Annotated in this window: 21 protein-coding genes and 2 pseudogenes; 14 read left to right on the top strand and 9 right to left on the bottom strand. The window is 69.1% G+C overall.

Going from position 1 to position 20518, the window contains the following annotated elements; translation table 11 throughout:
- The first annotated feature begins 106 nt into the window (after positions 1 to 106).
- On the top strand, positions 107 to 1024 hold the full coding sequence (locus ACFU53_RS09810; protein ID WP_383988383.1) for a winged helix-turn-helix domain-containing protein: 918 nt from the start codon (positions 107 to 109) through the stop codon (positions 1022 to 1024).
- A 38-nt stretch (positions 1025 to 1062) separates the two neighbouring features.
- Here ACFU53_RS09810 and ACFU53_RS09815 read toward each other — a convergent pair whose 3' ends face one another.
- The gene (locus tag ACFU53_RS09815; RefSeq protein ID WP_383988386.1) at positions 1063 to 1254 is read right to left on the bottom strand and encodes a hypothetical protein; all 192 of its coding nucleotides are present in this window, start codon (positions 1252 to 1254) and stop codon (positions 1063 to 1065) included.
- A gap of 192 nt (positions 1255 to 1446) precedes the next feature.
- Between ACFU53_RS09815 and ACFU53_RS09820 the strand changes: the two genes are divergently transcribed.
- The 5 genes and pseudogenes from ACFU53_RS09820 to ACFU53_RS09840 all read left to right on the top strand — a co-directional run bounded on the left by ACFU53_RS09820 (position 1447) and on the right by ACFU53_RS09840 (position 5044).
- On the top strand, positions 1447 to 2310 hold the full coding sequence (locus tag ACFU53_RS09820) for a GntR family transcriptional regulator (protein ID WP_383988389.1): 864 nt from the start codon (positions 1447 to 1449) through the stop codon (positions 2308 to 2310).
- The gene (locus tag ACFU53_RS09825; protein WP_383988392.1) at positions 2310 to 3071 is read left to right on the top strand and encodes an HAD family hydrolase; all 762 of its coding nucleotides are present in this window, start codon (positions 2310 to 2312) and stop codon (positions 3069 to 3071) included. Before ACFU53_RS09820 ends, ACFU53_RS09825 begins: the two co-directional genes overlap by 1 nt.
- 141 nt (positions 3072 to 3212) lie before the next feature.
- Positions 3213 to 3363, top strand: a pseudogene (locus tag ACFU53_RS09830) (GntR family transcriptional regulator); the annotation flags it as partial.
- Positions 3364 to 3392: 29 nt separating this feature from the next.
- Positions 3393 to 4100, top strand: coding sequence for an HAD family hydrolase (locus ACFU53_RS09835; RefSeq protein ID WP_383988395.1), 708 nt, complete (start codon positions 3393 to 3395; stop codon positions 4098 to 4100).
- 80 nt (positions 4101 to 4180) lie between these two features.
- Positions 4181 to 5044 carry a winged helix-turn-helix domain-containing protein gene (locus ACFU53_RS09840; protein ID WP_383988398.1) on the top strand — a complete coding sequence of 288 codons (864 nt, stop codon included), beginning with the start codon at positions 4181 to 4183 and terminating at the stop codon, positions 5042 to 5044.
- A 31-nt stretch (positions 5045 to 5075) separates the two neighbouring features.
- Here ACFU53_RS09840 and ACFU53_RS09845 read toward each other — a convergent pair whose 3' ends face one another.
- The gene (locus ACFU53_RS09845) at positions 5076 to 5258 is read right to left on the bottom strand and encodes a hypothetical protein (protein ID WP_383988401.1); all 183 of its coding nucleotides are present in this window, start codon (positions 5256 to 5258) and stop codon (positions 5076 to 5078) included.
- 169 nt (positions 5259 to 5427) lie between these two features.
- On the opposite strand from ACFU53_RS09845, the gene ACFU53_RS09850 reads away from it, so the two are divergent.
- From ACFU53_RS09850 to ACFU53_RS09870, 5 genes are all read left to right on the top strand, one after another.
- Complete coding sequence (locus ACFU53_RS09850; protein WP_383988404.1) at positions 5428 to 6294, top strand: GntR family transcriptional regulator; 867 nt, start codon at positions 5428 to 5430, stop codon at positions 6292 to 6294.
- Between the two features lie 63 nt (positions 6295 to 6357).
- Positions 6358 to 7545 (top strand): phosphotransferase family protein, encoded by a 1188-nt coding sequence (locus tag ACFU53_RS09855; protein ID WP_383988408.1) that lies wholly within the window; start codon positions 6358 to 6360, stop codon positions 7543 to 7545.
- Positions 7538 to 8266 carry an HAD family hydrolase gene (locus ACFU53_RS09860; protein WP_383988411.1) on the top strand — a complete coding sequence of 243 codons (729 nt, stop codon included), beginning with the start codon at positions 7538 to 7540 and terminating at the stop codon, positions 8264 to 8266. Before ACFU53_RS09855 ends, ACFU53_RS09860 begins: the two co-directional genes overlap by 8 nt.
- A 196-nt stretch (positions 8267 to 8462) precedes the next feature.
- Positions 8463 to 9080, top strand: coding sequence for a TetR family transcriptional regulator (locus ACFU53_RS09865; RefSeq protein WP_383988414.1), 618 nt, complete (start codon positions 8463 to 8465; stop codon positions 9078 to 9080).
- Positions 9081 to 9163: 83 nt separating this feature from the next.
- On the top strand, positions 9164 to 11293 hold the full coding sequence (locus ACFU53_RS09870) for a HelD family protein (RefSeq protein WP_383988416.1): 2130 nt from the start codon (positions 9164 to 9166) through the stop codon (positions 11291 to 11293).
- Between the two features lie 267 nt (positions 11294 to 11560).
- Here the strand turns inward: ACFU53_RS09870 and ACFU53_RS09875 are convergent, their stop codons facing one another.
- The 3 genes from ACFU53_RS09875 to ACFU53_RS09885 all read right to left on the bottom strand — a co-directional run bounded on the left by ACFU53_RS09875 (position 11561) and on the right by ACFU53_RS09885 (position 15283).
- Positions 11561 to 12424, bottom strand: coding sequence for a nitroreductase/quinone reductase family protein (locus ACFU53_RS09875; protein WP_383988419.1), 864 nt, complete (start codon positions 12422 to 12424; stop codon positions 11561 to 11563).
- 458 nt (positions 12425 to 12882) lie between these two features.
- Positions 12883 to 13482: a DinB family protein gene (locus ACFU53_RS09880; protein ID WP_383988422.1), complete on the bottom strand. Its 600-nt coding sequence runs from the start codon at positions 13480 to 13482 to the stop codon at positions 12883 to 12885.
- A 577-nt stretch (positions 13483 to 14059) separates the two neighbouring features.
- Positions 14060 to 15283 carry an MFS transporter gene (locus tag ACFU53_RS09885; RefSeq protein WP_383988425.1) on the bottom strand — a complete coding sequence of 408 codons (1224 nt, stop codon included), beginning with the start codon at positions 15281 to 15283 and terminating at the stop codon, positions 14060 to 14062.
- A gap of 67 nt (positions 15284 to 15350) precedes the next feature.
- Here ACFU53_RS09885 and ACFU53_RS09890 point away from each other — a divergent pair, with 67 nt between their 5' ends.
- Positions 15351 to 16355, top strand: coding sequence for an ArsR/SmtB family transcription factor (locus tag ACFU53_RS09890; RefSeq protein WP_383988428.1), 1005 nt, complete (start codon positions 15351 to 15353; stop codon positions 16353 to 16355).
- Between the two features lie 90 nt (positions 16356 to 16445).
- Here the strand turns inward: ACFU53_RS09890 and ACFU53_RS09895 are convergent.
- Positions 16446 to 16595 (bottom strand): annotated as a pseudogene (locus ACFU53_RS09895) (phosphotransferase); the annotation flags it as partial.
- A 36-nt stretch (positions 16596 to 16631) separates the two neighbouring features.
- On the bottom strand, positions 16632 to 17537 hold the full coding sequence (locus ACFU53_RS09900) for an NADP-dependent oxidoreductase (RefSeq protein ID WP_383988430.1): 906 nt from the start codon (positions 17535 to 17537) through the stop codon (positions 16632 to 16634).
- Positions 17538 to 17816: 279 nt separating this feature from the next.
- On the opposite strand from ACFU53_RS09900, the gene ACFU53_RS09905 reads away from it, so the two are divergent.
- On the top strand, positions 17817 to 18194 hold the full coding sequence (locus tag ACFU53_RS09905; protein WP_371661552.1) for a winged helix-turn-helix transcriptional regulator: 378 nt from the start codon (positions 17817 to 17819) through the stop codon (positions 18192 to 18194).
- Positions 18195 to 18240: 46 nt separating this feature from the next.
- On the top strand, positions 18241 to 18621 hold the full coding sequence (locus ACFU53_RS09910) for a hypothetical protein (protein WP_383988433.1): 381 nt from the start codon (positions 18241 to 18243) through the stop codon (positions 18619 to 18621).
- A gap of 127 nt (positions 18622 to 18748) precedes the next feature.
- Here the strand turns inward: ACFU53_RS09910 and ACFU53_RS09915 are convergent, their stop codons facing one another.
- Together ACFU53_RS09915 and ACFU53_RS09920 are read right to left on the bottom strand one after the other, a co-directional pair.
- Positions 18749 to 19603, bottom strand: coding sequence for an alpha/beta fold hydrolase (locus ACFU53_RS09915; RefSeq protein WP_383988436.1), 855 nt, complete (start codon positions 19601 to 19603; stop codon positions 18749 to 18751).
- Positions 19604 to 19639: 36 nt separating this feature from the next.
- Complete coding sequence (locus ACFU53_RS09920) at positions 19640 to 20518, bottom strand: hypothetical protein (RefSeq protein WP_383988439.1); 879 nt, start codon at positions 20516 to 20518, stop codon at positions 19640 to 19642.

Here is a 20518-nt window from a genome sequence, read left to right on the forward strand (position 1 = left end):
ATGTTGTGAAAGTTGGCGACCAACTCCACCGTACTTATCTCCACTTGGAGTCGTCTCATAACCACCTTCCCATGAACTGCCCAAAGATGGCGAGAAGTTGTAGTGTTTGTTCGTGGAGCGGGAACGCACGGCCGTCGATGGGCGGAAGTCGTCACAGCGGCCCCAGAGGTCACATCACGAGGTGGCCGACGTGTTGCGCGGCCGGATCAGGTCCGGCGAGCTGCGACCGGGACAGCGCATGCCCACGCAGGCGAAGCTGGCCGACGAGTTCGGCGTGGAGCGCGGTGCCGTACGACAGGCCTTGCGCATTCTGCAGTCGGAGCACCTGCTCACCAACGTTTCCAAGGGCAGCCCGGCGACTGTCGCCCCACGCCTGGGAACGGCGGCCGTCGGCGGGCCCGGAGCGGCGCCGCGGCCCACGATGGTGGAGCTTGCCCCCCGCATATCCGCCGCCTTCGCGGCCCCGCACGTCGAGATCGACGCCCTCTGTCTGACGTCCGTGTCCCTCACGCTCGCCGTGGGTGAGTCGTTGCGCGAGATTCACGCGGGGCGTATAAAACCGGCCAGGGTCGACGTCCGGGTGATGCTGCCCAGCCGTGACATCCCGCTCGCCTTCCCGGCTCCGGTCGACGCCTCGGTCGACGGCCGACTGCAGCGCCGCTGGCTCGCCCAGCGCAACGCCCAGGGGCAGGTCCTGAAGCACAACCTGCTGGCGTTACGGTCCACACACGGCATCGACGTCCATGTCTCCTTCCGCGCGCTGCCCTTCACCCCGCCCGTGAAGCTGTACCTCCTCAACGGCCGGGAGGCGCTGTTCGCGTACTACACGGTCCAGCGGAAGGAGGCCGAAGTGGACAGTGAGCAGCTGGAGATGTACGACGCCGAGGGCACCCAGTCCACGCTGTTCGCGTTCGAGCGGAGCGCGGCCGCCGCCCCGCGGGACACGACCTTCGTCGAGCAGTCCCGCCTCTGGTTCGACGCGCTCTGGGGGACCATCAGCTCGGACCTGCTGCTCACCAGCTGACGGCCGTCACAGCGCGGGGCCGTCACAGCGCGGGGCCGTCACAGCGCGGGGCCGGCGAACATCAGCGCGAGGATGACCGCGCCTATGGAGCTGCACGTGTGGTTGTTCGCCTTCAGCCCGATCGTGAGGAACAGCAGGCCGACGATTCCCATCGTGCCGAAGCGCCACTCGACGAATCGCTGGAAGGCGACGACGGCGAGGGCGGAGATGAGGGCGATGACAGCAGGCATGGTGGTACCTCCTCCGAGGGGCTGGGCGACGGGGGCCGGGATAGGGCGAGACTTCGACCAACTCGACCAAGTTGGTAACCAACTTTGTTTAAATGGTTCCCACTTGGCCTATGTTCATAACCACCTTCCCGTGAACTCCCCAAAGATGGGTGCGAGTTGTAGCGTTTGGTCGTGACCCAGGAGAACGTTGCAGTGAACGGCAGCAGAAAGCTCTCGTCCCAGGAGATCGCCGACACCCTGCGGGACCGCATCCGCAGCGGCGACCTCAGGCCCGGCGAGCGCCTGCCCACCCAGGCCGAACTGGCGGAGGAGTTCGGCGTGGAGCGCGGCACGGTCCGCCAGGCCCTGCGCGCCCTGCAGGAGGACGGGCTGCTGAGCAACGTGAGCAAGGGGAGCCCGCCCAGGGTCGCCGAGGCCACCCATGCCGCCAGGGACGAGCCACAGCCGACGATGGTGGGCCTCGGCCCCCGCCTGGCCGAGGCCTTCTCCGCGCCGCACGTCCGCGTCGACGCGGCCTGCCTCACCGCCGAGACCCTGATGCTGGCCCTCGGCGAACCGGTCCGCCTCATCCATGAGGGAACGATCCGTCCCGAGTCCATCGACGTCCGCATCCTCCTCCCCTCCCGGAAGATCAACCTGGCGTTCCCGGTCCCGGTGGAGGGCCGGGGCGAGGACGACGAGGAGGACCCGGTCCACAAGCGGTGGCTCGACCAGCGCAACGCCCAGATCCGCGTCCTCCGCCACAACCTCCAGGCCCTGCGCACCTCCCACCATCTCGACGTCCGCGTGACCTTCCGCGCCCTCCCCTTCACCCCGCCCGTCAAGCTGTACCTCCTCAACGGCCAGGAGGCCCTGATCGCCTACTACATGCTCATGAAGCGCGAGGAGCAGATGGAAAGCGGCCCCCTGGAGATGTACGACGCCTTCGGCACCCAGTCCCTTCTCTTCTCCTTCGCGAAGGACACCGGGCCTCGCGACGCCGCGTTCGTGGAGCAGTCGCAACTGTGGTTCGACGCGCTCTGGGAAACCATCACGACGGACCTGACACTTTCCTAGTGACTTCTGATACGGCGCAGACTGAACCGGCGACAGCAGAGACAGAGTCCCTTCGAGAACTGATCGCTCCCGTCCGCTTCGTGCTCTGGGACCTGGACGGGCCGATCTGTCGACTGTTTTCCGGGCATCCCGCGCACCAAGTGGCGCGAGAACTGACGGAGTTGATCGACAGACGCGGGCTGGGCGGCCTGCTGACGGAGAGGGAACGGAGTACGGCCGACCCTCAGGTCGTACTCCTGGGCCTGGGGCGGCGCCACCCGAGCAGCGACATGATCACCGACCTGATCACCGACCTGGAGAAGTGGCTCACCCGGCAGGAGCTGACCGCCGTGCCGAAGGCGTATCCCACCACCTGGGCCGACCCGCTCATCCGGACCTGGTCGCGGCGGGCCAGATTCGCCATCGCGACCAACAACTCGGCGCTCGCGGCGGCCCGTTACATCGAGACCCGCGGCCTCACCGAGTGCTTCCCCCACATCTACGGCCGCACGCGCGACCTCGACCTGATGAAGCCGCACCCCCACGTGCTGCGCCGGGCCCTCGACGCGATGGACGCCGACCCCTCCCGAGCCCTGATGTTCGGCGACGCCCCGACCGATTCCGAGGCGGCCCGTGAAGCCGGCGTCCCCTTCCTGGGCTACGCGCGCAACGAAAGCAAGCTCAAGGCGCTCCTGCAGGCGGGCGTCCCCCTTCCGCACACCGTGAACTCCTTGAAGCCCGTCCTGGACGTCCTGCGAGCACAACTTCCGCATCAGGCCTGACGGAGGTGAACGAGCACGGGAGGTCGAGCTCGGCAGTCACTCGATGCCCGTCTGTACCGGCGTGCGCGTCGACGCGGCCTGCCTGACAGCCGAGACCCGGATCAACCTGGCGTTCCCGGTCCCGGAGATGGAGAGCGGAACCTGGGGATGTACGACGGCCTCGGTACCCAGTCCCTCCTCTACTCCCCTCGAGGCGGAGACCGTCCCCCGCGACGCCGCCTTCGTACAGCAGTCCCAACAGTGGTTCAACGCCCTCTGGGAAACAATCACAACGGACCTGACACTCTCCTAGTGACTTCTGATACGACGCAGACTGAACCGGTGACAGCAGAGACAGAGTTCCTTCGAGAACTGATCACTCCCGTTCGCTTCGTGCTCTGGGACCTGGATGGCCCGATCTGCCGACTGTTCGCGGGGCATCCGTCGCACCAAGTGGCGGCGGATCTGATGGAGCAGATCGAGAGACGTGGGCTGGTCGGGATGCTGACCGAGCAGGAACGCCACAGCCCGGACCCGCACGGAGTCCTGTGCGCCCTCGGCGTACGGCATCCCCGCAGCGACCTGATCGCGGACCTGGAAGAGTGGCTCACTCAGCAGGAACTCACGGCCGCCCCGAAGGCGTTCCCCACCGAGTACGCCGACCCGCTCATCAGAACCTGGTCGCGTCGGGCACGCTTCGCGATAACGACCAACAACTCGGCGCTCGCCGCCGCGAGTTACATCGGCATTCGCGGCCTCACCGACTGCTTCCTCTACATATACGGTCGCACGCAGAACCTCGATCTGATGAAGCCGCATCCCCACACCCTGCGCCAGGCCCTGAGCGCGATGGGCGCCGATCCGGCGCTCACCCTGATGATCGGCGACGCCTCAACGGATTTCGAGGCGGCCGAGCGGGCCGGCGTCGCGTTCCTGGGCTTCGCGCGTCGCGAAGAGAAGCTCGACGAGATGAAGGCGGCCGGCGTCACACCTCATCACATAGTGAGCTCTTTGGGGCCGGTACTGGAAGTGGTGAAGCACCTGCGCTGATGGCGTCGGGAAAAGTTGGTTGCCAACCGCCGTAAAGTTGTACTGACTTGGCGCGAGGTTGAGGTCAGGAGAACTACGCGGTGAACAACGGCAAGAGGCTCTCGCACGAGGAGATAGCCGAGACGCTGCGGCAGCGCATCCGGACCGGCGAACTCGGCGCGGGCACCCGGTTGCCGACCCAGGCCAGGCTCGCCGAGGAGTTTCACGCGGAGCGGGGGACCGTGCGGCAGGCCCTGCAGAAGCTCAAGGAGGACGGCCTGCTCACCGACGTCGGCCAGGGCAGTCCTCCCCGGGTCGCGATCCCCAAGTCTCCGCCCGGTGAGGCACGTCCCGCGCTCGTCGAGCTGGCGCCGCGGCTGGAGAAGGCGTTCTCGGTGCCGCACGTGACCATCGACGCCTCCTGCCTGACGGCCGAGACTCTGATGAGTTCGATGCACGCTCCGATGCGCCTGATTCAGATGGGAGCCGTGCGACCGGAGTCGGTCACGGCCCGCATCGTGCTTCCGCCGAAGAACCTGCGCCGGCACTATCCCGCGCCCGACGGGGGCTGGGGCCAGGACAAGGAAGCGGACAGGGCCGTACACAACCGCTCAGTGGAACAGCACGAGCGGCAGATCACGGTGTTGGAGGGGCACTTCCGCATCCTGCGCGCCAACCACCAGATCGAGGCGTCCATCGAGTTCCGGGTGGGAGACGGCACACCGTTCCACAAGGTCTACCTGCTCAACGGCACTGAGGCGCTCTTCGCGCACTACATCATCGGGAAACAGAAGGAAAAGATCGACGGTGTCGACCGCGAGTTGCGGGACGCCTGGGGAACGGCGTCCCGGCTCTTCTCCTTCCACGTCCGTGACGGAGGTCGGGACGAGTGGTTCGTCGAGGACACCAAGAGGTGGTTCGACGCCCTGTGGGGGACCCTCGGACCCGATGAGGCGGGCTCCTGAGCGGCAGTCCACGACGACCGCCTGGTCGGCCTCAACTTGGGTTCAACAGCAGGGCCAGCAGCAGCCCTGCAACCAATATGCATGTCATGTTGCGCGTTCGCAGACCAATTCCCAGCAGGCAGACGCCCACGAACCCAAGCGGGCCGAACTGCCAGTGCACCAGCAGCTGCAGACCGACCCCCAGCGCTGCCAGCAGAAACTCCATCCAGAGCATGTGCCTTCCACCCCGTCCTCCGGTTGGCTGGCCGACTTGTCGGCCAATTGGACTGGTTGACTTGGAATGGATTTTCCCTGCCTTGTTGATCGATTAACCGGTAGTCCAACTTGCCGTCGATTTGGCTAGATGTGGTGTGCCGGTGGACTGGGGGCGGTAGGTTCACCCTGTGGTCACCTCAGACAGTGCGACATCCGGCGGCAGGGCGTTCCAGCGAGTGGAGGAGGCCCTGCGCCATCTGTTGGCGACGCGTCGGCCGGGCGACGTCCTTCCGCCTCAGCGGGAACTGGCCGTCACCTTCGACGTCTCCCGCTACACGTTGCAAAGAGTTCTGGGGAAGTTCACCGACGAGGGCTGGATCAAGTCCGTCCAGGGCAGCGGCATGACGGTGCTGAGGGTGCCCAACGCCCCGCAGGTGTCGCCGCAGCCAGGGCGCGTGGGGTCGGTCATGCTCGGCCCGCTGATCAGCAAGGCGTTCGAGCAGCCCGAGGTTTCCCTGGACGTCTACTCGCTCACCTCCGAGACGCTGGTCGGCCATGTCCGGGTGCAGGCCGAGCGCATCATGGCGGGGGAGATCGCGCCGGAGCGTGTCACTGTCCGCATGCTGCTGCCGCAGGAGGATCATCCGCTCGCCTATCCCCGGGCCAAGGACCCGGGAGACCACAGGATCTGGGAGCGTTGGCGGGCCATGACCCGCCAACGGCAAGCGGAGATGCGTTCCTTGCGGCAGCAGTTGTCCGGCCGGGTCGAGGTCGACCTGCAGATCCGCAAAACTCCCCTGACCCCGGACTTCAAGCTGTACGTGCTCAATGGTTCGGAGATGCTCTATGGCCCGTACAAGGTTATAGAGTGGGACATTTTGCTCGACGATGGGACGATGGTTCCGTCAGTGGACGTGTTGGGTCTGGGGTCGCCCCTCTCCTACCACCCATGGGACGAGGACGAGGACTCCCACGACGGCTCCTTCTTCATGAGCATGACGGACTGGTTCGAGTCGCGATGGACTCTTCTGAGTGAGAACAGTGCTACAAGCTGACGGTGCGGTCCATATCGTGATACGCGGTGAGCCGTTTCGTGGGAGCCACTATTCTGTGCGCCCATGTCGCACCACCCGCCCCACAGAGCGCACCAGGCACTGGTTCGGCCCTTCGCTGAACTGCGGCGCCTTAGCCTCAAGAGCGAAGAGGTCGCGGGCCACCACAACGACAATCGCATCGGACCTCTGGGGCAACCGCTGGCCTTCCTGCTGGGGGTGGAATCCGGCCACGTTCTCGCCAAGTTCCGCAAGCCCTTCGATGCGATCGAGGTGGTACCACGGATCTGGCGGCGCGAGTCGAAGGTGCTGAGCGCGGTGCGGAGCCGGTTGAGTGAGGTCCCCGACTGCCTCGTGGACTTCGGCAAGTGGTCGGTGCACGCCTACGTACCGGGGCAGGCGCTGTGCGACGTGGCACGACAGGGCCGGATCGGCGTGGACCGGCTCGGTGCGCTGGCCGACTTCTTCGCGTGCCTCCCCGACGTACCGCTGAGCGCCCTGCCGAAGCTGCCGACCAACTGGCCTGAGAACGGCGACAGCCTGGGTTTTCTGCGCTGGTTGGCCCGGTTCACCGAGGAGCGGGTGCACCAGGTCAACCGTCTGCGCTTCGGGAACCTGTTCGAAGCGGTCGGCATTCCGTACGACGCCATGCAGCGGTTCCTCTCGTCTGTGCCGTCCTTGACCGAACGACCCTTCTCCTTGCTGCACACCGACGTCCACCGGGCCAACGTGGTGGTGTCCTGGGTGCCGGGTGGCGAACGGCTGTTCGTCATCGACTGGGAACTGGCCATGTACGGCGATCCCCTGCACGATCTGGCGACCCATCTGGTCCGCATGGAATACGAAAAGGCGGAGCACGATTTGATGGTCCGCCTGTGGGCCGATGCGATGTGCCGTGCCGGCCACTCGGAGGCGACCGCGGAAATGGATCGCGATCTTCCGCACTACCTGGACTTCGAATACGCCCAGTCGGTCTACCCCGATGTGATGCGCGCGGCCGTAGACCTGCCGGACCGTCCCACGGAGCGGGAGTTCGCACGGGCCACCGACCGTGTGTGCCGGGCGATGTCGCGCGCCAGGGAGCCGCTCGACCTGATGGACCGCCCGCCGCTGGACCGGATCACGGCCGGAGAGGCCCTGCGGTGGTGGCACAAGCGGGACCGTGCGGCGATGGTGGGCGGGGCGGCAACCGTGAGGGCGACGGAGACCCCGGACGCGGCCGGGCAGGTCGAGACTCTGGAGCGGCATGGCTGACGCGCTCGGTGACTTCGGCGCTGCGAGGGCCATGCTTGCCAGGGCGCGCTGCGTTCTGTTCGACTTCGACGGGCCGATCTGCCGACTGTTCCCCCACGGGTCCTCGCTCGACGTGGCCGACGAACTCCGGGAACTGGTGGTCGACTTCGGGCAAGGGGACCTACTGACGGAGCGGGCACGCACGGACAAGGACCCGCACGTGGTCCTGCGGACCATGCACCGGGCAGGCCGCGACAGGGATCTGAAGGACCTGGTCGAGCGGCTCGAGGAACGGGTGACAGCGGGTGAACTGGCCGCCACCCGGAGGGCGTGGCCCACACCGGGTGCGAGGGCATTCATCCGGCACCTCGCGGGACGGCGCCTTCGTCTCGCCGTCGTCACCAACAACGCGGCGGACGCGGCCGTGCAGTACCTTCGGGCCAGACGTCTGGACGGATACTTCGAGTCCTTCCACGGCCGGACCGACGACCCCGATCTGATGAAGCCGGATCCCGATGTCCTCTGCCGGGCCCTGCGCAGTCTGATCCTTCCGGAGCACGACGCGGTCATGATCGGGGACACCCCGACAGACGTGGAAGCCGCGGCACGGGCAGGGGTTCGCTTCATCGGGTACGGCCGCAACGCCGAGAAGCGGGCGCGGTTGCGCGAGGCGGGGGCGAAGACGGTGCTCGGGTCGTACGTTCCGTTGCTTCACAGAGGCGGGAGAGAACGACATGGATGAGCGTTCTTCACTGATCCGCCTCGAGATGGAACCGGCAGGGACGGGCAGAGCCGCGGAAGGCTGAGACACAGCCGGGCGCTACGGGGCGCCAAGCACGTCGACGACCTCCGGCGGCCGGCCGGGCCAGCCGTACGGTCGGCCTGGCCCCGGGGTACGGGAGCCCGAGACCGGGACCCGGTCTGCGTACGCTCGCCCCATGAGTGAGAGCGGCCTGCGGGAGCGCAAGAAGCGGCGGATGTACGAGACGGTGTCGGATGTCGCGATCCGGCTGTTTCTCGAGAAGGGGTTCGACGCGGTGTCCGTGGCCGAGGTGGCCGCGGCTGCCGAGATCTCGAAGCCGACGCTCTTCCGGTACTTCCCGGCGAAGGAGGACCTCGTGCTGCACCGGATCGCCGATCACGAGGACGAGACGGCGCGGGTGGTCGCGGGACGGGCCGAGGAGGAGTCGGTGGTGGGGGCGGTGCGGGCGCATTTCCTGGCGGGGCTGGCTCGGCGGGATCCGGTGACCGGGCTGAACGACCATCCGCAGGTGCTCGCGTTCCATCGGCTGCTCTACGGCACTCCGTCGCTGGTCGCGCGGGCGTACGGCCACCTGGAGCGGGCCGAGGACGCGCTCGCCGAGGTGCTCGGGGGCGGGCTCGACGCGCGGGTCGCCGCCGCCCAGATCGTGGCCGTACGGCGGGTGCTCGCGGAGGAGAACTGGCGGCGGGTGGAGCGGGGCGAGCCGGTGGAGGAGGTCGAGCGGGACGCCGTTGCCGCTGCTGAGCGGGTGTTCGAGCGGCTGGAGGAAGCGCTTCCGCTCGGAGACGTCTGAGGAGGAGGCGACGTTCGTTCTCGATCCGTGAGGCTCGGTAAGAAATTTAACCGGGTTGCGTTTTTTTCGGTACGCTCGGCGGAATGACGCCTCTCGAACCCGCCGCCGACCCTGCTCTCCGGGACGCTCTCGTCCACGAACGCGCGTACCACGACACCTGCCGCGCAGCCCTCGCCGCCATGGTCGAGGGGGCGGGGGAGCAGGTCGTCGTCGGTGAGGACGTCTCCGCGTCGGGGGCCGACGCGGAGGTGCTCGGGTACCGCCTGCGCAGCCATGCCAAGGAGATGCGTGAGCTGCCGGAGGGGCCGTTGTTCTTCGGGCGGCTCGACTTCGACGATCACGCGAATGTCGATCAGGCCGGGCAGAGCTATCACGCCGGGCAGAGCTATCACGTCGGGCGGCTGCGGATCAGTGAGCATCCGGCCGTTCCGCCCCTCGTCGTGGACTGGCGGGCGCCGGTGTCCCGGGCCTTCTACCAGGCGAGTTCCCGTGATCCCCGCGGTGTCGCCGTCCGGCGTCGCTTCGGGTGGGCGCCGGGGAGCCGAGGCGAATCGGCCGACCTCACGGGCCTCGAGGACGAGCACCTGGACCGTCGTAGAGCCTCGGACGACCCGGAACCCGCCTTCTCGGGCAGCCCAGGACGCCTTCTCGCCGCCGAGATCGAGCGCCCCCGTCTCGGCCCCATGCGGGACATCGCCGCCACCATCCAGCCGGAGCAGGACGACCTGGTGCGGGCGGATCTCACCACCTCCGTCTGTGTGCAGGGCGCCCCGGGCACCGGCAAGACGGCCGTCGGGCTGCACCGCGCCGCGTACCTCCTCTATACCTACCCCCAGCGCATCCGCCGCGGCGGACTGTTGATCCTCGGCCCGAACCGCACCTTCCTCTCGTACATCGCGGAGGTCCTGCCGGCGCTGGGCGAGACGGGTGTACGCCAGTCGACGGTCACGGACGAGATCGCCCGGCACCCGGTCACGGCGGAGGACGACGAGCGGGCGGCGGTCGTGAAGCACGACCCCCGGATGGCGGGGGTGCTCCGCCGGGCCCTGTACTCCGGCGTCGCGGGCGGCGGCGGACCCGGGGAGCGGTTCAACTCCCTTGTCCTGTCGGAGGGGTCGTATCGCTGGCGGGTGTCCGGTGACGAGCTGCGCCGGATCGTGGCGGACGTACGGGCGGAGGAGCTGCCCTACGACATCGGGCGGGAGCGCGTCCGGGCGCGGGTCGTGCGGCTGCTGCAGGAGCAGGCGGAGCGGCGGGCCGGGCCGCGCCCGAACGCGTGGCTGTACCGGATCTCGCGGTCGCGGCCCGTCGGCGCGTACCTCGACGCCGTATGGCCGAAGGCCCGGCCGGAGGAGGTGCTGGCGCGGCTGCTCGGGGACCCGGACGCGCTTGCCGTCGCGGCTGAGGGGCTGCTCGATACGGACGAGCGGAAGGCCGTCTCCTGGGCGAAGCCCCCGCGTACCTGGCGGTCGGCCCGCTGGTCGGCCGCCGATCTCGTCCTCCTCGACGAGGTCGCGGGGCTCCTCGCGCACCCCGACGGTTACGGCCATGTCGTCGTCGACGAGGCCCAGGACCTCTCCCCGATGGAGTGCCGCGCGATCGCCCGCCGCGCGGCCTACGGCTCGGTGACCGTCCTGGGCGACCTGGCGCAGGGGACGACCCCCTGGGCCGCCCGCGACTGGCCCGGACTCCTCGCCGACCTGGGCAAGCCGGACGCCCACGTCGTCCCTCTCACCACCGGATTCCGGGTGCCGCAGGCCGTCGTAGGACTGGCGAACGGGTTGCTGGGGCGTCTGGGGGTGGAGGTGCCGGCCGCTCGGTCCCTGCGGAGGGACGGGGAGTTGCGGATCAGGAGGGTCGACGGGGAGGCGGCAGGGGGCGGGGGTGTCGTCGCCGAGACCGTCGCCGCCGTGCGGGACGCGCTCGCCCGGGAGGGGTCCATCGGGGTCATCGCGGCCGACGCGGAGGTCGTACGGCTGCGGGAGGCGCTCGGCGAGGCCGGTGTCGTGACGGGCGGGCCGGACGAACTCCGTTCGCGGGTCGCGGTGTTGGGTGCGGGCGTGGCGAAGGGGCTTGAGTACGACCAGGTCGTGGTCGTCGAGCCGGCCGCGATCGCGGCGGCCGAGGGGCGGGGGCTGCACCGGCTGTATGTCGTGCTCACGCGGGCGGTGTCGCGACTGGACGTGGTGCACGCGCGGGCGTTGCCGTGGTGAAGGATGAAGGAAGAAGGGTGCGGGCTTGGGCCGCCGTGCTGACGCGTGCGACGGGTGTGGCGGCAGGCCGCGTTACCGGAAGGCGGCGGAGTCATGACCGTACCGGCACCTTGGTGATCGAGCCCGTGGCTACGGTGAGCGGGCGCCGGTGAGCGGCCGAACACGAGCCCGATCTCCCTCCCCCCAGGGGGCTCGCGCGCCGCTCACCGGTTGTTCAGGAGGGCTCGCGCGCCTGCTTCCGCGCCCCTCCACCCACCCACCCATCGCTCAGGAATTCGTCGGCACCGTCACGGCATCCAGCACCGGGATCAACTGCTCCTCCTCGTACGTGAGATGGGCTTCGAGTTCGGCGATGAGGCGCTCCACCTCGGGGAGTACGGCGACGGGGTCGGCGTTCTCGGCCGTCACCACCCGGCGCAGGTCCTCGACAAGGGCGGCGATGCGCTCGTGCTCCTCGTGGAGGCGGGTGAGGGCCGGGGCCAGCTCGGGGTGGCGTTCGCCGAGGAAGGGGAACAGACCGACGTCCTCGCCGGTGTGGTGGTTGTGCAGGCCCTGGCAGAAGGCGAGGCAGTTGACGCGGAGTTGGGCACCGAGGTCGGCCCTGCCGCCGCTCGCGGTCAACTCCTTCTTGATCAGGGCGAGTTCGCGGCGGAAGGCGTCATGGACGACCTTGAGGGCCTCGCCCATGGAACCGGCGTTGACGTTCGGCGGGCCGGCCACGGGGACCTCGCGCAGGGCGACGACCGGGATCGTACGGTCCGTCTTCGCCTGGTACTCGGCCCATCCCGGCTCGCCCTCGACCGCCCGCGCGAACGCCCTGTCCCGCTCATCACCGACCAGTACGACGGCTTCGGCCTCGTAGGTGAACGCCCCGCTCTCCACGGTGACACGGGGGTCGGCCGTGATGTTCCGGTACCAGTCGGGGTGCTTGGGCGATCCTCCGGCGGACGCGATGACCAGGATCGTGCCGTCGCCGTCCGGGAGGTAGCCGAGAGGAGTGGTGTGCCGGTTGCCGGTACGGGCGCCGGTGGTGGTCAGGAGGATCAGACGGGCGCCCTCGAAATAACCGCCGACCTCGCCGTGATGGGCACGGAACTCGTCGATGACTTGCTGGTTGAAGGGGTTGGGCATTCTCTGCTTTCCATGGATGGCGATGGCGACAAGGGTTGTCGCGGAATTCGGGCAGGGGTGATTTCCGCAGCGCGCGCGTCAGCACGTTGCCGACGGAATGGGCGTCGACGGAATGTGCGTTGAAGTGCGTCGCGTTGCGGTGCGACGGGAGAGTTCGACGCGCGCGAAAGGAACACCGAAGGGACACCGGAGGAACACGGAAGGAAGGGAACGGTGTTCGGCGCGCGGAACTTCAGCAGGCGGGCCCCTGGCCCACCCCGACCTCACTCGGAGGCCGGGCAACCAATCCACTCACGGCGCGAGGCCGACCCGGCAGTCATGCGGTCAACGGTAACGGGAGGGGGCGGGGCCGGGCAATGCGTATTCGGCCGAAATTCCGGCGCATTTGGTCGGCGGGACTGCGGCCAGGAAAAGCACGCCTTCTCGGTCGGCCGGGTCACGCCTTTCAGCCGGCCGGGTCACGCCTTTCGGTCGGCTTCCTTGGCCGCGCGTTCCAGCCGCGCGCGATAGTCCTCCCACCACGCCGGGTCGCTCGACGGGATGCTCGTGTTGCCCTCGTTCATGCCGACCGCGCCGTCGATGAGTTCCCGGAGGATGTCGGCGTGCCCGGCGTGCCGGTGGGTGTCGGCGATCACGCGGACGACGGCGTGGTGCAACGTCACCTCGTCCTTGCCGTCGGGCCACCACGGCACCCGTCCGACCGTGTCCAGCGCCACCGCGTCGATGGTCGCGTCCGCGTGTGCCCAGGCCCGGCGGTAGAGGCCCACGATGTTCTCGCGGGACTCGTCGGCGGTGGCCCACATGTCCGCGTTGGGCTCGGCGTCACTGGCGAGCCAGGGCAGCGGCTCGCCCGACGGCCGTCCGAAGGTGTCGCCGAGATAGCCCAGTTCGACACTGGCCGCGTGCTTCATCAGCCCCAGGAGGTTGGTGCCGGTCGGCGTCAGCGGTCGGCGGGCGTCGTACTCCGACAGCCCTTCGAGCTTCCACAGCAGGGCATCGCGGGCGGACTGCAGATAGAAGCGGAGGTCGGCCTTGGCGTCCGAAGCGGCGGCGGTCATGAGGCAAGTCTGCCGCTCACACGATCTTTGTCCACCGCCTTTCCGCTTCTCCCGCCTGTCCGCCTCCGCTGCCTTCCGCTTCCCCCCGCCCTTCTGCCTTCTGCTGCCTTCTGCTGCTGTCGCCCCTCTGCTGCCGCCGCGCCGGCCGAACCCCGCAGATGTGGTCCGGTCAGTAGGCGCATGGCCATGGATGCGTTCTCACCGTTCCTGATCTCGGTGGGCGGCTTCGCCGCGGTCCTGGGCCTCTTCGTGTGGCTGGCGGCGCGTCTTCCCCGCCGGGGCCTCGCCGGTGGGGCGATGAGCGCGGCCCTGGCCTCGTACGAGGAGGCGTTCCGCGTCACCGCTCACGCATCGCACGTCGAGATCCGCGCCCAGGCCGAACGCAAGTCGCCGCTCCTGTCGCCCGACGACCACTGGAGCCGAAGCCCCCGCGAAGCCGCCCATGGGGTCCGCCCGGAGAACCTCCGTCACGTCAGTCGGTACTGGCGCAGGACCAAGACCCTGTCCTCCATGACCCTGTCCTCCATCGCCACCGAGCTGGTTTCGCCGCATGCTGCCCAAGGATCTCGGCCTCACGTCACTGGTCCGTGGCGGCGGGTTCCGGCCGGGCGCCCGGACGCGTACCGGGGACGGCCGGCTGTCGTTCCTCGTGCCTGCCCAGCGTCGCGAGGGTCAGGGTGACGGTGACCGATCCGGCCGCCATCAGCGTCATCGCCGTGGCCGGGGAGGTCAGTTGGGCCAGGGTGCCCGCGAGGACGGCGCCGACGCCCTGCATGGCGGCCATGCCGGTGGCGTGCAGGCCGAGGGCCTGGCCCGCGAGGTCGTCGGGGGTGAGGGACATCAGGCGTTCCTGGAGGACCAGGCTCGCGGCGAAGCCGACGGAGGCGACGGTGACGGCCACGGCCGACAGCGCCACTCCCGGCCGTAGGACGAAGAACAGGTAGGGGACCGCCAGCAGCAGGCGCAGCGGGGTCGCGAGACGGGGGCGCAACGCGGGCGGTACCAGGCGGCCCACCGCCATGTCGCCCGCGAACATGCCCAGCGCCCCGCACGCGTACAGCGTGCCGGCGGCTCCGGGGGCGTAGGAGACGTAGAGCGAATCGCCGCCGACCACCAGGCCGTTGGGGACCCACAGGCCCAGGTACGTCAGGCGGCGGGGGCGCGAGGACCACAGAAGGGCGTTGGTGCGCCAGGTCGCCGAGACGGACGGGCGGCCGGAGGAGCGCGGTGGTCGGGCCGTGAGGCCCAGGCAGGTGACGAGGGCCGACATGACGAACAGCGCCGCCGCGAGGAGCAGACAGGTCCGTGGGGACAGGAGCGTCAGCAGCGCGCCGCCTGTCGCGAAACCGACCACCTGCGTCAGGGCCCAGAGCATGTTGGAGACCGAACGGCCCAGGACATAGCCGTCCTTGGACAGGATCTCGTTCAGCAGTCCCCCGCGCACTCCTCCGCCCAGCGACGCGACCAGGCCCTGCAGGAGCAGGACGGCGAAGACCGCCCAGACCGGCAGGCCGGGCAGCGCCAGCACCGCCGTGCCGGCCGCGAAGGCGAGGGCGAGGCCGGTCAGGGCCGCGCGCGGGGGCAGACGGTCGGCGCCGGAGAGCAGGAACGCGCCCCCCAGCAACTGCGCCAGCTGCGGGCCGAACATGCTCACCGCCGACAGGAACGGGGAGCCGGTGGCCCGGAAGACCAGCGTGCCGAGGGCCAGGCCGCCGATCGTCTGGGCCGCGGCGAAAGCGGCGAAGGAGAGCAGGTACGGGGTGAACTCAGGGGTGCGGAACAGGGAGCGGTAGCTGCGCATGCGTCGAAGTCTCGGAGCGGTCCGGGGCCGTGTTTATTGTTTCGCCGTCACACGAAAGGTCGTACGCATGGGCTTATGGCAGATCGACACCGACACCCTCGCCCGCAGCCGGTTCGAGCTCTCGCCGTTCGCCGAGACCTTCGCGAGCCTGAAACTGCTGCACGCGGGGACCGGTGCCCATCCGGGCGAGGATGCCTGGCTGCGCGCGCACCTGCCCGGCTACCGCGCGCGCCTCGCGGCCGACCCGGTGGCCGCGCCGCTCGTGCGGGCGGCACTCGGCACGTCCTGGATCGCCGACTTCTTCTGCCCCACCTCGTGCGTCGGGGAGAGCTTCGAGAAGACCGTGGCCCGGGTGCGGGCGGCCGGGGCCGAGGAGGCGCGCGCCAACCTCCGTGTGTCCCTCCGGGGCTGCCTCCCCGCCGCCCTGGAGCGGGACGACCTGCCCGAGCGGGCGACCGCGCTCCTGACGTACGTCTGGGAGGAGACCGTACGGCCGTACTGGGCGCGTCGGCGGCGCGTCCTGGAGGCCGACGTGGTCGCGCGGACCGCGCGGGTGAGCCGGGGCGGCTGGGCGGCCGTGCTGGACTCGCTGCGGCCGGGGACGCGGTGGCTCGGGGAGAGCCGGTTCCAGGTCAACCTGAACGCGTATCCGCCGCGGGAGATCGCCGCCGGGGCCGAGCTGCTGTTCATGCCGGTGACGCCGAGGACCGGGTGGGTGTCGTGGGAGGGACGGGAGCGGTACGCCGTCGTCTACCCGTGTCTCGGGGTGCTCGCCGAGGACCACGACCGGCGGCCCGTCCCGGCCGGGCTCGGCGCGCTCATGGGGACCGCGCGGGCCGGATTACTGGCGCTGCTCGGGACTCCCATGAGCACGACTCAGCTGGTCGCCGTGACCGGGCAGGGGCTGGGATCGGTGGGCCGGCATCTGCGGGTGCTGCTGGACGCGGGGCTGGTGGAGCGGCGGCGGGCCGGGCGGTCGGTGCTGTACACGCGGACGGCGGCCGGGGAGGTGCTCGTGGAGGCGTCGGGGGCCGGTAGCCGTGACCGGGAGCCGGAACCGGGGATCCACTAGAGCGCTCAGTTGGCGTGCTCAGTCGGCACGCTCAGTCTCCTCCCAGGTAACCGTGGGCATGGTGGTGCTCTGACCTGCGGTGCTTACGGTTGAGTGGGACGAACGGGGGAGCAGCAGCCAGGCGGCCGCAAGATCCCAGGCCGGGTCGCCAGCGAAGAGTGCGCCGAAGTCGACGACGCCTGCCAGTGTGCCGTCCGCGACGACGACGTTCGCGGGGTGCAGGTCACCGTGCACCCATCGCTTGGCGGACTGGCGCATCTGCGCCGTGCCCCCGCTTCAGATGCAGATCACGATCTTTCCGCGTGTGCGTCCGCGCTCGGCGTGCGCGTGGGCGTCGGCGATCCGCTCCAGGGGGTAGGTCTGTTCGATACGGGGTGTGTAGCGGCCTTGCCGGCCCAGTTCCGCGGCCGCGGACAGGAGGGGGGAGTCGTTCTCCGCGTTGACCACATGCGTGCCCAGGCGCTGCCCGCCTGCGTGGTCGGCGACCGTCGCGACGCGTGTCGGGTCGCCCGTGATCGCGACGAGGTCGTCCAGGGATCCGGAGGCCGCGGTGTCGAGCGCGATGTCGACGCCGTGCGGAGCGAGAGCGGAGAGGCGCTGCGCGAGGCCGGGGCCGTAGGTGGTGGGAACGGCGCCGAGAGAGGTGAGGAACTCGTGGTTGCGTTCGCTGGCTGTCCCGATCACGATGGCACCTTGTGCCACAGCGATCTCGACTGCCGCGCCGCCCACGCCTCCGGCGGCGCCCTCGACGAGAAGGGTGCGCCCCGCCAGGGAGCCGAGCGCGTTCAGGCCACGCATCGCGGTCACGGATGCGAGGCCGGCGCCCGCGGCCTGCTCATCGTTCCACGTGTCGGGGGCGTGGGCCCAGGCTGAGAGGATGACCAGCTCTGCGGTTGCGCCGGTGACACCGCCCAGCCCGAAGACGCGGTCGCCGATGCTCACCCCCTGCACTCCGTCACCGATTTCGTCGACCACGCCGGCGGCGTCGCGCCCGGGGATGGCGGGTAGCTCCAGGGGAATCAGCTGGTGCAGGGTGCCGGCGCGCAGCTTCCAGTCGATGGGATTGACACTGGCCGCCGCGACGCGGACACGGATCTCACCAAGTCCGGGGTGGGGGTCGGGGGCCTGCTCGATCACCAGGCTCTCCGCTCCGCCGTATTCATGGAAGTGGGCTGCACGCATAATGTCCTGCCTTACCTTTATAGGTCGAAATGATGGTGTTCATTCGACGCCCGTTACTGCAAATCTGACGTTGACTTGAGGTGCGGCAAGCCGACTGCCTTCCGGCCAGAGGAGGACGGGTGCGGATCGGTGAGGTTGTCGAGCGGTCGGGCAACCACCCGCCCCGACAACCACGATCCTGCCCATCGTCGGAATACCTCCCGTTGAGTCGACGCTCCGGAAGATATCCAGAAGGTCGGTAACCAGCTGGATACCAAGACCTGCGACGGGAGACCCTCAATGACGCAACGGCCACCGCTGCCACCCGACTTGTTCGACGAGCTGTGCCCGTCCTCGCTGCTGCCTTTCCGCTTCGGTGACAAATGGGCATCCATGGTCCTCCGCTGCCTGGACGACGGCCCGCGCAGATACTCCGAACTCCGCGTACCACTGAGTCGCGTCACCCCGAAGGCGCTCACCCAGTCGCTCCGCGGCTTGGAGCGGAACGGGTTCGTGTCACGCACCGTGCACGCCGACCCGAAACTGCGGGTGGAGTACGCGCTGACACCGCTAGGCCGCAGCACGCTGGAGCCGCTGGCCGCCGCGTGCCAATGGGCGGCCGAGCACTGGGACGAGCTACTCGACGCCCGCGAGGGCGGCATCTCCTCCATCGGCTGACTCGAACCTGCGTTGACGCGTGCCGCACCGGACGAGCCGCACCTCTGTGTTGACTCGGGGAATCGCCAACAGCGGTGTCCGCGGCACCGGGGAGCTGCTGTCCACCGTGAAGTTCATGGTGCAGACCCTCGCCGCCGCCGGGGAGCTCCAGCGTGACCTCCAGCGCGAGCTGACTTACGACGGGCTGAGGGCGGCCGAGGCCAAGCGCAACAAGGGCGGCCGCCGCCCGGCCGTAGTGGCGGGGAAGGTGGACGCCGTGCGCACCGCGCATCTGGAAGGCCACGCCATCGCCGCCCTCGCCCGCGACCACGACGTCAGCCGCGGCGCCATCCGAACCGCCGTCGCCGACCTCCTGTCCGAGTACACGGCCGCTGCTCCGGACGCCCCGGCCCCGGAGCTGCCGGTCGCCCTCGACAATGCGAAGTGACAGTTATTGTCCTGTCCCAGATAACTGTGGGCATGGTGGGCCTCTGACCTGCGGTGCCTACGGTTGAGCGGGACGGGAGGAGCCCGCTCGTCCCACTCAACCGTAGGCAGCTGCCTCGGGGGGTGTGTCAGCGGGCTGCGAGGTTTGCGAGCAGCTCGGCGGCGGGCTTCGGGTGGACGAGCCAGCGCAGGTGGCTCCCCTCGAGTGTCCGGACGTCGAAGGGGTTGTCGGGTGTGAGCGCGTCGGCTTCGCGAATCATGCGGTCCTGCACGGCGAGCGGAAGGCTGGCATCGTTGGCCAGGCGTACATAGGTCTTGGGAATCCGGCCCCAGGTCGTGGCCTGTGCCCGGTCGGTAGACGTACCGACATCTAGGTTCTCATCGGGCTGGAAGGTGTTCAGGAAGGTCCGGAACTCGTCATTGGTGAGGTCGGCGGCGAACGCTCGCTTGAACGCGGCGAGCGCTGCCGGGTCGGCGGTGCGGAAGTTGGTCCGGAGCAGACCGAGTTCGGCCGGGTTCCCGACGAGTGTGGCAGCGAAGGCTCCCGCGTCGACGTCCGCCATCTCCGGCTGGGCGTAGTAGTCGCTCACGTCCAGATCGATGGGGCACCAGGCGGAGACGTAAGCGATCCGGTCGATCAGCTCGGGCCGGGCGTTGGCGACGGCGGTGGTCGTGATGCCGCCCCTGCTGTGGGCGACGAGGATGGTGGGCCCGTTCCGCTTGGCCCGTTCGAGGGCTTCGGTCACGCGGGCGGCGTTGTCGGCGAGCGTGATTCCCTTGATGCTTCCCGGTTCTGCGGCGAGGGCGTCGAGATCCTGGGGAGCCTGGTAGGTCGCGGGGAAGGTCGCCTCGAATCCGTGCCCCGGAAGGTCGACCGCGACCGAGCGGTGCCCGAGTAAGGCGAGCTCGGCCTGTAGCGGCGCGAACGAGAACGAATTCGCGAAGGCCCCATGAACGAAAACGAATGTCGGCAGATTCTGCATGCCTCAGCCTCCAACAGAACGATCTTCGGAGCAAGATCAAGGGTTCAGGAGGGCTTCGATCTGTCTGGCTGTGGCCTCGATGGTGGTGCTGAGCCAGGTGCGGCTGGTGCCTCGCAGGGGCGCCTGCAGCGGAAAGCGGCGGTGGAATTCGGCGATGGCCCGGATGACGACGAGGAGGTCGTCGCTGAGGATTGATCGCCTCCAATGGTCTGATGCGAACAGGCTGATCAGCGTGATGTGTTCGGGGTATCCAGCGGCTTCCAGCCATGGGGCCTTTTTGTCCGGTTCGACGGTGGGTGCCTTGACCACGACCAGGTCGTGGAGGAGTTCGGCGCGGTGGGTGAGCTGGTAGTGGCGGTGGGCCAGACCGCTCCAGAGCTTGCCAGTGGCGACGTAGCACGCGTCGATGAGGGTCGGGCCGTATCGCTGTCGGAGTCGCCAGTAGTGGCGTTGAGCGCGAATGACGTCAGGGGTTCGGGACAGGTCAAGCTGCTGTTCGGGGGCGAGGACGTTCTTGCCGATCCAGAGGTTGTGGCGGATGCAGACTTCGTTGTGGATGGAGGCCCAGACCTGGGCGGGCAGCGTCGAACCGGTGCGGGTGACGACGCAACGGCGGCAGGCCCAGCGAAGCGTGTGGTCGGGGGCCGGGACGTGGTTTTCCGTCGTGGGTGAGGCGTCGTCCGTGCGGAGGTCGGGGATCGCTCCGGCCAGGGTTTTCCGAGGCTGGCCGCTGAGGACGCAGAGAGTGTCGAGGCTGGTGAGGCGGGAGTCCAGCCAGCGTGAGGGAGAGCGCAGGCGGGCCAGGGGGACGTGGTTCGCCAGGGCCAGGCGGTTCCAGTAGGACGATTCGCACTCGCCGGGGAAGGGCGGCAGCGTGATGGGCAGAGGGCGGATGAGTGCCGGGTGGAACGTCAT

This window comes from Streptomyces sp. NPDC057474, assembly GCF_042802555.1.
In the GTDB taxonomy this organism is placed as follows: domain Bacteria; phylum Actinomycetota; class Actinomycetes; order Streptomycetales; family Streptomycetaceae; genus Streptomyces.